Raw genomic sequence first — 13,340 nt, 5'->3', positions numbered from 1 at the left:
GGTCAGAGGGCAGTCGCGGCGGCGGCCAGCGAGGCGTAGAGGATGAACACGGTCAGCGCCAAGCCCTGGACCATGCCAGGTAGTGACCCGCGCTCAGTGGCTGAGGCCTCGGCGGCGATGATGATGGCGTGTTCGCGCTCGCGCATGGAGCGAGCCTTGGCTGCCAGCGATGCGCGGACCTTCGCGCCCTCGGAGCCCGCCAGGGCGGCGGTCGCGGCGAGCTCGGATAGTTCCCGCAGTCCCAGCTCGACGCCGAGCGCGTCCAGATAGGGCCACGCGGCAGCCTGGTGACGGCGGGCTTCGGCCATGGCCTCGCGAATACGACGGAATGCAACGCTGCGGCCCCTGCGAGCGGCGGCGTTCATGGCCTGCTCGATCCCAGCCCCGCCGGCTAGCGAGGCAACGGTTAGGTCCAGGAACAAGCGCACCGCCGTGCGGGACTCCATGCGGAACCGTTCGGCCTCGTCGCGCAGCGCCAAATCCGGCACGACGAACATCAACCCGGCGAACGCCGCGGACACCGCCAGCGGCAGCAGCGGCGGCATACGGAACCCGAGCGCGGCTACGGGCCCGAAGACGATGAGCGGAATCAAGGCGCCGGCTACGGCCGCCGACGCCTTCTGCGCCAAGTGCGGCTCCACAGCACGCTCCAACAACGCCAGGTTGGCTCGCGCCTTCGGACCAGGAAGGCTGAGCCGCGCCAGCAGCCCGGTGGCACGGGCACCGTAGCGTACCGACCACGAGCCGGAGACCGGCGGCGGTGCTGGTGCCGTCGCGATTACAACAGGATCCTGCGATGCCGTGACCAGCTGTGTGAGGGTGGGCTTGGTTGGGTCCAGGCCGACAAGGATCAGCCAGCCGCCGACCCCGAGCACGATAGACGCGATCAAGACCAGCATCTATGCCTCCTGCGACGTATCGGCGAGCACGAGCAGCCGGGGCGTCGGCCGGGGCCGGAAGATTCGCCGCATCAGCACGAACGAGAACGCGAACAGCCCGATCACGACCAGCAGAACACCCTGCCCGGCTGCCGTGCCGTACGGGGCTACGAACGGCGGGTAGAACACCGAGAACCCGACTGCCATCGCCAACGAGATACTGGTGATCGTGCGCATCGACGTCCGATGCTTCGCACGCTCGGCGTTCACCTGCACGGCCAGGGACACCTGGGCGCGCGCTGCCTCGGCCAGCTCTGACAGCAGATCGGACAGGTGTTTGACCTGGTGACTGTGGGCGTGGACGAGGCACACGACCACCTGGTCGGCGATCGGGTCGGCCAGATCCTCGCCGAACGCCTCCAGCGCCTGCGTGAACGGCACCCGTGCCCGCAGCGAGGCACCCAGCCGCCCCAGCGGCTCGCGCAGCGCATGCGGCGCGACACCGGTGGACGCCAGCACCGCCTGCGCCAGCCCGGCCGCCGCGGACAGCGTGTCACGCAGCATCTCCGTCCAGGCCGCGATCGCCTCGACTGTCGCGATCCGCTCGGCCGCGGCCGTATCCGGCCCGAGTAGCCGCGGCAGATGCCAGCAGCCCAGTACTCCCGCGGCGAAAGCCAACGGCCAGCCCGTCCACACCCCGAACACCACGCCGACCACGAGCGCAACCGCCAGCCGCTTACGCTGGCCGATCGCCGCACGCAGATCCAGCGCGCGCAGTCGTGAGGGTCCGGGACGTCGGGGCGGACGCTCGCGGAACCCGGAGGCAAGTACATACAGCCCAGCGACGAGGACGACCGATGCCGCGGTCACGACCAGCAACAGGCCGGTGTCGTTCACCGGGACCACCCCAATAGAGACGTCGCGTCCGGGACCCGAAGAATCCGCGGGTCGAGCCCGGCGTCGGTCAGCACCTCGGCCAGCCGGTCCGACAACATTCCGGTCGGTACCGCCCTACGGTCCGGGCCGGGCGCGTACGCCTCGTTTGTGATCAGTTGCTCGCCCTCGGCGTTGATCACCTCGCGCACTGAGGAGACCACACGCTTGCGTCCGGGGCGGGAATAGCCCAAATACACGATGAGATCGACCGCCGATGCGATCCCGGCCATCGCCTCGGCCCTGCCCACGCCGTCCGGGCCCATGGCTGCGTACCGGGCAAGGCGACGGTCCACATCTCTGGAATCCCGGGCGTGCATGGTGCCCATTGAGCCGTCGGCTCCGAGGGTCATCGCCGCGATCATCTCGTTGACCTCAGGCCCCCGGACCTCACCGACGATCACACGGTCCGGAGACTGCCTCAGGCTATTGCGAACGAGCTCGGCCACGGTGATGGCGCCCTCGCCTTCCAGGTTCGCCATCCGCTCCTGGTATGCGTACACATGCGGATGCCGTTCGGCATCAAGGTCGAGATTCAGTTCGAAGACGTCCTCGACCGTGACCAGCTTCTCCTCCTGCCCGATCTCGCCGGCCAGAGCGCGGAGCAGCATGGTCTTACCTGTCCCGGGACCGCCGGCGAGCAATAGGTTCAGACGGGCCCGCACAGCAGCCGCCAGGAACGCCGCCAAATCCTCGTCCATCACACCCAGGCCGATAATGTCAGGAATTAATGCTTTCGGGTGACGATGGCGCCTGATACTGACGATCGGACGCTTACACGTCGCCATGGTGGCGTTCAGCCTCGAACCGTCCCGCAGCTTCAGATTCAGAATCGGGGAGCCGTTGTCGAACCGCCGCTCCTCTTCCCCGCAACGAGCGGCCTCGGTGCGGATCAGGTCGATCAACGCCTCATCCGAGGCCGCGACGGGACGCTCACCCCGCTCGCGCCGGTTGTCGGTCAGCTGCAGGAATACCCGGTCACACCCGATCAGGCTGATGTTCTCTACGTCATCGCGCTCCAGATAGGCCTGCAGCCCGCCGAGTCCGAACAGGTGGTCGCGCGCCGTCTTCGCCAAGGCTGCCTCGGCGTCGGCGCCCGGCAGCTTCCGGCCCGCCGACAACTCGGCGCGGGCGAACGCCTCCACCTCTTCTTCCAGCAGCGCCTCGGCGAGCTCGTCGCTGCGCTCAGTGGTTACCGACCTGCCGGTCGCCAGCTCCTCGGCTCGCACGACGACCGAAAGCCGCGCCTTCACGGCCGCCGTGATCTCCAACGCAGCCGCATGATCGGGCGGCGCACCACGGCCAGGGTTCTGCGATGGAATGGCCGGGATCAGACTCTCGTCGATCGTCATGATGCCGCTCCTGCCGGTACACACCGATCGGCGGCGAGCTTCGCGACGCTCGTCGCGAGGACCGATGCCGCCTGATTGAACCTCCGGGCCGTCGAGCGACCGGAAACCTTCGCTTCCCACGAGCCTTTGGGCGGCAGCAGCGGCAGCACACCCGCGACCGGCACTCCGATCAGTGCCTCGACCTCGTCGGCGTCCGCCTCGCCGACCAGCACGGCACGCACACCGAACCGTTGCTCGCGCAGCCATCCCGAAGCCCGCGCCCGCCCCAGCTGCGCCGCATCCGGCCGCGCCACCAACAGCAGCACCTCGCACAGCTCCAGGAGCTGCACGGTCTCACGATCCGACGGGCACACCAGACCAAGATCCAGCAGCACCGGATCCTCGGACTCGGCCAGCCTCTCCAGCAGCGGCATCAGCGCCCACACTGCCGACCCAGCTGGCTCCGCGAGCTCCGGTGCCGCCACGAGCGGCACCGCACCAGCCCCTACCGTGCGAGTGTGTACAGCCAGCAACGCGGTATCAGCGCTCGACCGTGCCGCCGCCGCGAGCGACCGCAGACCCGGATCCGGCGTCAGCCCGAACCGCAGCGCCGCGTCCCCACCATGCCGATCTGCCTCGATCACCGTCGGCCGCGCGTCACCGCCAGGCCAGGCCGCTGACAGCGCGAACGCCGTCATCGACACTCCCGGCGACGACTTCAACGAGAACAACCCGAGCAACATCCGCCTCAGCCCGCCACTCCGCCGACCGGCACTTCGAAGAGCGTCAGTCCCTCAGGCACCGCGCTGATCGCCTTCGCCGTTGCCCCGTCCGTCAGTAGGTTCACTACTGTCAGGCCCTGTGTGTCCGTCGGCCCGACATACGTCACCGTCGCATCCTGTGCCAGCACCTGAGCCGCGGTGTTCCCCGAGGCCGGATTCACCACCGCGACGTGTCCGCCGACCGCCAGCCCTGCCGGGAGCGCGCCGGACTTCAACGACAACGGCGCGATAGCGTCCCCCGCTGGCGGGAACTGCGCCGCCCCGACCAATTGCGGGCTGAGGATCTGGCCCGCTGCCAGCGGCACCGCCGCCGGCTTGCCGACTACTGTCGCCTCGTCGTCCGCCGAGACCACCGAGGTCCCCGTGCCTGGCGCGATCTCCACGACCTTCAGGTCCGCATCTGTGACCAGTTGCCCGACCTGCACCGGCGCGGCCACCACCAGCACCGACTGGCGGCCTCCGATGTGCAGGAAGGAACCGACGATCGCCACCACCGCGACGAGCACCATCGCGAGGCCTGTGACAACATGCGGCACGCTGCGCACATGCCTGCTGGACATCGCACGTGCCGCATCGGGAGACGTGCGGGCGGCCGGAACAGACCGATCAGCGCGTGTGGCAAACGAAAGACGAGACACAGAGAAGAAGACCTCGAAGTACTCGATGCGAACGCCAAAGGGCGGGACAAGGAAGGGCTGCGGGTTAGGAGCCGACTTTGGTCACCAATGCCTGGATCTCAGCGACCCGCAGCCGGGTTGACGAGACGGCAGTCAGATCTGGCTCGGCGCCAGACAGCCCGGTTGTCGTCGACCAGTTGACTTTCCAGCGGACCACTACCGACACTGGATACGAGCCCTGGGGCAGCGACTCCGAGGGTGCGGTGTAGGTGTGCCCACAGCTCGGGGAGCCGGCCACCGGATCCTTCGGCTTTTCTACCGGATATGGAGTACCTGGCCCGGGGCAGGTTACGGACGTTCCGTCGCCCATCGACCACACCGCCGATACCGGCACGGCAGCCATGGTGAGTGAGACTCCGCCCGCCGAAACTGTCGCAGACTTCGACACCCACGACGACGGTTGCAGCTGAAGCCAGATCGGCAACGACACCAACTGAGTCGCATCCACTGCCGGTGTCATCACCATCTGTGGCAACGGTAGATTCATGTTCTTGCGGGCTTGGTCCACCAGAGCCCTCGTGGAGACTGCCGGTGAAACCGGCACGATCGAGATCGGAGCGACCGGCACCGGCCCGATTGCTGGAACTCCGTTCGGACAGATCATCATTCGTACGTCGTACTGTTGTGGCTGCTGAGTCGACGGGGCGGCGAAGGCCGGAGCGTGATAGCTGAGCACCGTTTCTTCCGCGCACGGCGGCGGAGGCGGCTCCTTCGATCCAGGACCGTGACTGGGGCTGGAAGCTGCAGACGAATCCATCACCGAACCCGCGCAACCCATCGACGTCGTGGTTGGCTGTCCGCCGTCCAGGTCGTCCGTGCTGCTGCAATTTATGCGGGCAGCGGCATCGGCAGAGGCCGGAGATGCGCTGATGATTCCGATCGCAGCGATCGCGATGGCGGACGCGAGAGTGCGCCTCAGCATGAACTGACTCCGTTGATGGTTAGCTCGGAGACTTTCCACACAGCGTCCTTGATGACCAGCTTCGCGATGACCCGGTGCTTACCAGAGGGGCCGGTGTTGACCAGCTTTCCAGTCGAAGCGGCGTAGTCCTGGTAATCGGTCATGTCGACGCAGTCCGTTACCTCTGCCTCGTTCGGCGATGTCGCGGAGGGCGTCAGCGTCGTGACCCGCGGGTTCAACGCAGGGGTGCCTCGGGCTACTTCGCCGAGGTGATTGATGAGGAACAAGCTCTGGTTAAGGTGCAGGAGAGCGGTTCCGGTCGCGTGATGCGCCAACGCGGCGTCCTGCCAGTTCGCGGTGAGACCGTCGTGCGTGAAGTCGTCCCACATGCCGTCGTACCCCGTGATGATTGCCTGATTGGTCGCGGTGGCCGGATCCTGAACCGTGGGACTGGATGAAGCAGGATGGGGCTTCACTGTGGCCGTGGTCGAGCAGCCGCTGGCGAAGGCCCAGGCGGTGATCGCTGTCGCGATCCACATCGCCCCATGTGCTCGTCTCACGTCCGTATCCCTCGCCTCGCCCTTCGACCCAGGACGAGACCGTCTCATCAGGTGATAACTGTGATGCCGCGACACGCCGAGCATTGAGCGCAGGGTCACCTTTGAGAGTGATCATGGAACTTCATAACAGATTTACGCGAACCTGGACGAGCAACCGGACGGGTCGTGACGTGGGCGCCGTCACCGCTACTAAACGGCTCACAGTGTCCACTGCACAGAGCAGCGGACACCGTGAGCATTGATGGGTTACTCAGCACCCGTCTGGTGTTGCTTTCATCGACTGTGGGATGGCCAGGCCGCCGCAGCCTTCGTACAGCACGTACTGCTGGCTGCCTTGGGCTCCGTGTGCGTCGTGGACTGTGACGGTGAACGTGTCCACAGGCCCGCCGGTGAAGGCGGTCGGTGTTCCGGAGATGAGTCCGCCGGGACTCAGTGACATGCCGGGCGGCAGGCTGCCGTTCGTGATGATGAAGGTGTAGGGCGCAGTCCCGCCGATCCCCGTGAGCTGCTGGCTGTACGGCTGGCCGATCGGTGCGCCCTGCACCAGTTCCGTGGGGATGATGCCGATGCTCTCAGCCTGGGCGAGCCGCTTGCTCAGGCTGATGACATGGTCATCGGAGGCGTCGATGTGCAGCGCGGGGATCTTGAGACTGGCGCCGGCTTGAAGCGTGCCGTCGAGTGTCCACCAGGGCGAGGTGTTGGTGTTCGCCTCCAGGTCGAGCCCGGCGTCGACGTTGATGACCGGTCCGGCGATCCCGTACAGCGCTAGTGTCACGTCCGGCCCGACCGATGCTTTCGCCGACGCGTTCGCGGTCAGGCCTGGGGGCACGTAGGTGATCGAGTTGGAGATCGAGCCGATCGGGCTCACCGAGCTTCCGTTGACGGCTAGACCGGCGGTCGCGCTGAACTTTTGAGTGATCGAGCTGTTCGCGTCGCCGTTGACCGACGCCGAGGCGTGGGCGATGAACTGGAGCTTGGGGACGATGACGATTGGGATCGGGCCCACGTCGAAGACGATGCGTCCCATGGTGACCTGGGGGCTGATCGGGACTTCGAGCGTGCAGGTCGCATCTCCGCTCGCGTCGGCCTGGAAGCTCGCTGTTTCCGAGGCGGTGGCGGTCGCCGTCACACTGATCCCGTGGAACAGCGACCAGTTCGCATGGATCGCCGGGTGAATTCCAGCATCGAGTTCACCGTACAGCGAGATGAATCCGTTCGCGCCGCAGTTCAGGACGTCGTTCAAGTCACCAGGGCCCACGTCGGTCCGGGCTGCCGAGCGCTTCACTGAAGCGTTCGTCGCTGGAGCCGGGCCCAGGTCGCCGGGTGATTCCTCGGGAAGCGTGGTGTCCGCCGAGAAGTCTCCTTGCGTGATGGCGTCGGTGAGCACGCCCGGTTCGGTGGTTAGGTTCTGGACCCCGGCACCGCTGTTGGCGACGCTGTCGACCTTGACCAGCAGGCCGTCAGGCGTGGCGGGCCCGATGCCCACCGCAATCGTGTCCCCGGCTGCCACGGCCGACGCGCCGGTGAGCGTCACGCTGGTGGCGCCGACCGCGGTCACGGTTCCTGGATCGATTGCCTTAGTGGTCGCCGGAATCTGGTCGAAGTAGTCGACAGTCACGGTCTGGGCGGAACCCGCGGTCACTGCGAGGGTCTGCGTGGACTGCGTCGCGGCGTAAGTGGTTCCTGCGGAATCTTTCACCATACCTGCGGTGACCTCATAGGCTCCCGGAACCAGACCGCTGAGCGTCGCAGTCGACGTCAGATGAGTCTGGTAGCCGTTGGGCCCGGTGACCGTCAGGTTGCCGCTCAATCCTGCGGGCAGATCCATCAGCTGCACCCGAAGCGACGTCGACGACGGCGGTGCCTGCCCTGCGTCGGCGATTAGTTGTGCCATCAAGGCGTCACTGATTGCCGATCGGCCACCGGCCACATCACCCGCCGTCATCGAGCCGCCCGCGACTCTCAGATATGTCGCTGTCGCCGATCCGGCCACGGTCGGTGAGTCGGTCAGCAGCAACGGTTCCCGACGCACACCGGCCAGTGCACCCAAGGCTAGGGCGTCAACGCCGCCACCGGCGTTGTCGCCGCGGGCGAAGGAGATCCCGGCAGGACTGAATCCGACCGTGCCCACAGCGAAGCCAGCGATCGCGGCGGCCGTGGCCCCGCGATCGGCACCGGCCAGTCGTCTGGTTGTCACCCCCTCCCGGCCCAGGGCTGCCTGGATACCCGGCGCCACCGCGGCCGGACCGCCGAGGATCACCACCTGCCGGATACCCAGCCGGTGGACAGCGGTGGAGACCTGCGGCGACAGCGTATGCGGGTCCGTCAGCAGGATCGGCAGACCGGCGCCGGCCGCCACGGCCGAACCGGCCAGCGCATCGGGAAATGTGGCCCCGGACGCGAGGAAGGCCGTCGGAACCCCGTTCACCTGCCCGACCGCCGATGCAGGTGGGAGGCTGGCGACCGCCAGCGAGGTGTCGAAGCGAGTCGGCCCCGATAGACGCCTGACATCGGTGATGCCCGGGTTAGCACGCAACCGGGTGGCGACGGCGTTGCCGACCGCCGCCGTCCCGCCGACGAGGTAGACGTGATGTGCGCCGAGCCGTGCCAGCGCCGCCGATGTCTCTTGAGGCAGCGACGTCGTCTGGGTGAGCAGGATCGGTGCGTGCAGGTAGCCCGCGAGGTAGCTCGCCGACAGCGCGTCGGGGAAGGTCTCGCCGCTGGCCACCACAACATTCGCCGATCCGTCCGGGTAGGCGGCCTCGGCCAGTGCCGCACCCGTGCCATAGCGGTCAGGACCCTGCCACCGGGTCAGCAGCAGACTGGCACCCGAACCACTCGCGGCAGTAGCACTCGGACCGCCCAAAACGGCAGCCCCGATCAGTGAGAGCACACCGAGTCCAGCCAGGCTCAAGCGTGCAGGAACGGATGGACGGAATGAGATCATTTTCCCCCCAAGTGGGATAACCCCGTGCCCCGAAGGCCGCACATTCTGCCAGTGTTAGTCAGAGTTCTGCGAGACCCTCTCAGCGTCCGACGATCACGCGGTCAGGCAGGTGAAGCGGCCTTTCGGGGTCATGTCCTTAGGGGTAATCTTGCTGTCGGAAATACGCTCGAGCTACGAATGTCTCCGTATTCGTCGTTTGTGACAGATCTTTACTCAGGCTCATAAGACTTCAAGCGGCTCTCGCAGCTTTGACATCGCTCCGTGGATAGCGCGCTGCGCGTAGTTGTCCGTGGCCTGTCTTCGATGCGTGTCCTTCCGGGGTGCCGATCGGCCGGATGGCAACGAAGCAATCGAGTTTCTGTGCCCAAACGATCAGCGCAATCGGCCGAGGGGGCACGCGAAGAAGCTCCCACCGCGAAACCGAGTCCCGGCTGACGCCGAGGAGCCGGCCAAGCTCTCCTTGTGCCAGGCCCAAGGCCACGCGGCGGTTTCGCAACGGGGCAGTTAACCGTCGTTGCTCGAAGGACTGCCGTGTTTCGTTGGCTCTCGGGTGCATGGGTCCGTGCCGCAGCATGCCGTCGGGGCCGATGATCACGAGGCGACGGTCAAGCTCACGAGACCACTGGATCAGGTGGCCCAAGGTGGGCTCCATTGCCCCGGTCTCCCACTCGGAGATCGCTCTACCCCTCACCGGCATGCCAGCTGACAGTGCATTCTGAGAAAGCCCGGCGTCCCGTCGCGCAGATCGCAAATCACCGACTACCTGCGCGAACATCCGCTTCGCCACGTAGTCAACGTGCAACGTCATCGGCGCTCCCGGCTATTGGGCGATGAGGAGACTGCCAAAGCGCAGATCCATAAAAGCGTCCACAGGCAGTTCACGCCGTTACCTCTCCCGGCATCAAGATTTCTGCCCACACCGCGCGGGCGGCCTGATCTCCCAACACGCCCCATGCCGAGGAAACGGCAGCGACCAGTGCCAGCCCCCGCCCGTCCTCCACCTCGTTGCTGAAACGATCGAGGTCTTCGACAGTCTCGATCGGTGGCAGCTCGCAGACGTGCGGCACCGTCGACCCGCCCTCATCGTCCACGCGGACTTGCCATCGGTCGGCGAAGGCTGCCAAGTGCACCGTGAACTGTCCGCCCGGCTCACCGCTGTCACTGTGCCGGATCGCATTGCCGGCCAGTTCCGACGCGACCAACTCGACCAAGTCGGCCCCTTCGCAGCCGCCGAGTAGTCCGCGTGTGTGCTCACGCACCTCCGACACGCACTCCGGTATCCCATCGAAGCTCCTGGACCAGTACGTCACCGCATGCTCCCGGATTTGGTGCCGTCACGATGCTCGAGATCGTCCATGGCGGCCTCGATGTGGCGGTCGACGGCCATCGCGGCCTCTTCCGGACCAAGCTGCCGCTCGTACATCGCCAAACACAGCAGCGCAGCCTTCAGCCCCTTGAAATGCCCGCACCACTCCGCGAGCTCCTCGCCGTACGTCGAGTAGAACGCCTCCGGACCCAGCCAAAGGACGGCGGTCAGGTGTAGCAGCGTTCCATAGCCGCCAGTGTGGCCCTCTTCCATGACCCGCTTGAGGGTCGCCGTTTTTCCGCTCTCAGCCATGAACAACCCTCCACGATCAACTGCGGTAACGGAGCGTCAGCATTTCTCCGCTCTGGCGGTGCAAGCAAGACGTGGACAGCGCGGTTAGCTGCGTCTTTCCCCGCAACGCGGGGACTGGCGGGGCCGCTGCTGCCATGTATCCCGGCTCTGCGGGGAACGCGAAGGGATCAACCGTGTCAGGTTTCGCGCATCAGCCCTGATCGACCGTGACGGTTCGACTACCGTGGCGGATATGGAAGGGTCACATACCCGGCATGGCAGAGGTGGCCGATATGGAGGGAGCGCACAGCAGGGCTCACGCCCGCGCATGGCGAGCGCATGCGGCGGCGCACGGTTGGAACCCGTGGCAGTGCGCGCAGGCGATCGCCGAGTGTTGCGGTGTCAGCCTGCTGAAGGCGACCAGGCTCGCTTATGGTTGGCGACTCGCGGATGCAGTGGCTGCTTCTGACCGCATTGAGCAGGTTCCCGGCGAGTCGGTGGCGATTACCGTTAAGCAACTGTCCCGCTGGGAATCAGGAGACGAGCGGCCCCGCCCTGCCGCACTTGACTGGCTATGTCGGGTGTACGCGACCAGACCTGACCGGCTCGGCTTTGGAGTGGACTACAGCCCTTCTGACCACGGAACCGTGGCAGTATCCACGGCGCCTCCCGCAGTCGGCGGCCGGCTGCCGACCGCAGTCGGCGGCCAGCTTCTGGTCTTGGCGGACAGGGTGCGCACGGCCGCCGACAAGAACCTCACACCCTCGACGGTGTCGCACGAACGAATCGACCTGTACACCGACACCTTCGCCTGGCGGCGCCGCGAATACTGCGCGACAGCACCCGTTCCGATGCTGAACATCCTGTTGGCCGAATGCGATGAGATCCAGAATCTCGCCGCCGGCCATCATCCGGCGTCGATCGCCCGCCGGCTGTCGGAACTGACCGCCAACTATGCCACCTTGATCGCCGACGCTTTGATGAAGCTCGGCGAGCAACGGTCGGCCCACGCCTGGTACGCCACCGCCACCATTGCCGCCGACGACTCTGGCGAGCCTCTAATACGAGCGCAAGTCCGGGCCCAGACGGCGATGTTGCCCTACTACTACGGCCACCTCGCTGAAGCGGTCCGGCTGGCTCGCGAAGCCCAGATGCTCACCCGCGGACGTGCGTGTTCAGCCGCCGCTCTGGCGGCTGCCGCGGAAGCCCGTGCTCTGGCCCGCCTTGGCCAGGCAGCGGAGTCTGAGACCGCGATGCGTCGCAGCCAAGAAGTCTTCGACCAACTGTCCGAACCGGATGAGGAGATGGCGTTTCGATTTACCGAGCGCCGCCTCCTGCTGTACTTGTCGGGCACCTTGACCTACCTGGGTGCCACCCGTCGTGCCGCCGATGTACAGGCCACTGCACTCACCCGCTATCGCGACGACGACGGGATCGATCCGGTGCTCATCCGACTTGACCAGGCAATCTGCCTGGCCAGCAATGGCAATTTGGACGACGGCTGCGAGCTTGCCACAGCTACGTTGAACTCCATGGGCCTGCTGCACCGCACCGGCATCGTTCTGGCCCGTACTGCGGATCTGATCGCCGTCCTACCCGAGAACTACCGGCGCAGTCGGCCTGTTCGGAGTCTCAAGGAGACGCTCGAGCTTCCGCCCGGCAGTTGACCACGTTCCTCAGGGCATCGGTGCGCCTGTCAGACTCGATGGTGTGAACCTGCGCTCGGCGACCTTCACACCCGAAATGGGCTTCGAACTCCTGCATGCCGCCTGCCGCGCTGCTGGCCTCGACCCCAGCGACGCGCATCTACTGCGCCACCACACGAATGCCGTTTACCGCCTAGCCCACCACCCCGTCGTCGTGAAGATCACCCGTCCTGGAAGCGGACGGGACCGTTCCACCCGGTCCGTCGCTGTCGCGGAGGTTCTCACTCGCACGGGGGTTCCAACTGTCCAGTTGTGGCCCAGCCTGAATCAGCCTCTCGCAGTCGCCGACAGCTACGCCACGTTCTGGATGGCCGTCGATGCCACTCGTGGACCCGTGGCTGCTGACCTTGCCAAACCACTGCACCGACTCCACGACCTTGATCCAGAAGTGCTTCCCGCTTTGCCGGAACTTGATCCGTTTGGCGCGATCGCGGACTCGTTGACGCGACCTACCGTGCTTGATTCTGATGACCTGGGGTTCTTGCAGGACTACGCCGGACAGCTGGCAGAGGACTACGCCACACTCGACTTCGAGCGACCGAGCTGCCTCATTCATGGAGACGCGCACCACAGCAACATGCTGGTCGGGCCGAACGGCCCTGTCCTCGCAGACTGGGAGTCAGCCCGTCTAGGTCCGCCGGAGTGGGACCTGGTGACTGTGGCTGTGCACTGCCGACGTTTTGATCACCCCCTCGGCGAATACGAAGAGTTCGCCACGCGATATGGGCGCGACATCCGTGCCTGGCCTGGCTATCGAGTTCTTGCCGCTGTTCGCGAGCTTCGGATGATAACCACGAACTCTTGGAAGTCCGCGTCTGGAACACCTGCCGCCGAAGAGGTCCTCCACCGTACTGCAGCTCTGCGTCGCGGCGATGACGAACGTATTTGGCGGCTGCTATAGGACACCGTGGTGACACCCATGCTCTTGCGGCCGATTGCGCTGATCGGTCTATGAAGCACGCCCCAGCTACAAAAGCGACGATTGCGAGCTTTAGGGAAGTCTCCGACTCCCGCTCAGCTTGATTGAG

The 13,340-nt window shown here is 66.0% G+C and carries 13 protein-coding genes; 2 read left to right on the top strand and 11 right to left on the bottom strand.

Going from position 1 to position 13,340, the window contains the following annotated elements; genetic code table 11:
• Window positions 1-2: 2 nt before the first annotated feature.
• The 11 genes from ABH935_RS20575 to ABH935_RS20525 all read right to left on the bottom strand — a co-directional run bounded on the left by ABH935_RS20575 (window position 3) and on the right by ABH935_RS20525 (window position 10,627).
• On the bottom strand, window positions 3-899 hold the full coding sequence (locus ABH935_RS20575) for a type II secretion system F family protein (protein WP_370379530.1): 897 nt from the start codon (window positions 897-899) through the stop codon (window positions 3-5).
• Window positions 900-1,775, bottom strand: a complete 876-nt coding sequence (locus ABH935_RS20570; protein WP_370379529.1) for a type II secretion system F family protein — start codon at window positions 1,773-1,775, stop codon at window positions 900-902.
• Window positions 1,772-3,163 carry a CpaF family protein gene (locus ABH935_RS20565; protein WP_370379528.1) on the bottom strand — a complete coding sequence of 464 codons (1,392 nt, stop codon included), beginning with the start codon at window positions 3,161-3,163 and terminating at the stop codon, window positions 1,772-1,774. Before ABH935_RS20565 ends, ABH935_RS20570 begins: the two co-directional genes overlap by 4 nt.
• A complete protein-coding gene (locus ABH935_RS20560; RefSeq protein WP_370379527.1) occupies window positions 3,160-3,576 on the bottom strand; it encodes a hypothetical protein in 417 nt (138 codons plus the stop codon). Before ABH935_RS20560 ends, ABH935_RS20565 begins: the two co-directional genes overlap by 4 nt.
• Window positions 3,577-3,890: 314 nt before the next feature.
• Window positions 3,891-4,460 (bottom strand): SAF domain-containing protein, encoded by a 570-nt coding sequence (locus ABH935_RS20555; protein ID WP_370379526.1) that lies wholly within the window; start codon window positions 4,458-4,460, stop codon window positions 3,891-3,893.
• A gap of 166 nt (window positions 4,461-4,626) precedes the next feature.
• On the bottom strand, window positions 4,627-5,523 hold the full coding sequence (locus tag ABH935_RS20550; protein ID WP_370379525.1) for a hypothetical protein: 897 nt from the start codon (window positions 5,521-5,523) through the stop codon (window positions 4,627-4,629).
• Entirely contained in the window at window positions 5,517-6,041 is a 525-nt protein-coding gene (locus ABH935_RS20545) for a hypothetical protein (protein ID WP_370379524.1), read from the bottom strand. Before ABH935_RS20545 ends, ABH935_RS20550 begins: the two co-directional genes overlap by 7 nt.
• Before the next feature lie 271 nt (window positions 6,042-6,312).
• Window positions 6,313-8,976 (bottom strand): cell wall-binding repeat-containing protein, encoded by a 2,664-nt coding sequence (locus ABH935_RS20540; protein WP_370379523.1) that lies wholly within the window; start codon window positions 8,974-8,976, stop codon window positions 6,313-6,315.
• A 262-nt stretch (window positions 8,977-9,238) separates the two neighbouring features.
• Entirely contained in the window at window positions 9,239-9,784 is a 546-nt protein-coding gene (locus ABH935_RS20535; protein WP_370379714.1) for a helix-turn-helix domain-containing protein, read from the bottom strand.
• 103 nt (window positions 9,785-9,887) lie between these two features.
• Complete coding sequence (locus ABH935_RS20530) at window positions 9,888-10,268, bottom strand: ATP-binding protein (protein ID WP_370379713.1); 381 nt, start codon at window positions 10,266-10,268, stop codon at window positions 9,888-9,890.
• Between the two features lie 47 nt (window positions 10,269-10,315).
• Window positions 10,316-10,627 carry a hypothetical protein gene (locus tag ABH935_RS20525; RefSeq protein ID WP_370379522.1) on the bottom strand — a complete coding sequence of 104 codons (312 nt, stop codon included), beginning with the start codon at window positions 10,625-10,627 and terminating at the stop codon, window positions 10,316-10,318.
• A gap of 254 nt (window positions 10,628-10,881) precedes the next feature.
• Between ABH935_RS20525 and ABH935_RS20520 the strand changes: the two genes are divergently transcribed.
• Window positions 10,882-12,273, top strand: a complete 1,392-nt coding sequence (locus ABH935_RS20520) for a hypothetical protein (RefSeq protein ID WP_370379521.1) — start codon at window positions 10,882-10,884, stop codon at window positions 12,271-12,273.
• 43 nt (window positions 12,274-12,316) lie between these two features.
• Window positions 12,317-13,213, top strand: coding sequence for a phosphotransferase family protein (locus ABH935_RS20515; RefSeq protein WP_370379520.1), 897 nt, complete (start codon window positions 12,317-12,319; stop codon window positions 13,211-13,213).
• Window positions 13,214-13,340 lie beyond the last annotated feature (127 nt).

It is taken from the genome of Catenulispora sp. GAS73 (genome assembly GCF_041262085.1).
Taxonomy (GTDB): domain Bacteria; phylum Actinomycetota; class Actinomycetes; order Streptomycetales; family Catenulisporaceae; genus Catenulispora.
The sequence above is the reverse complement of the archived record's forward strand: the minus strand, read 5'-3'. Positions and strand labels throughout refer to the sequence as shown.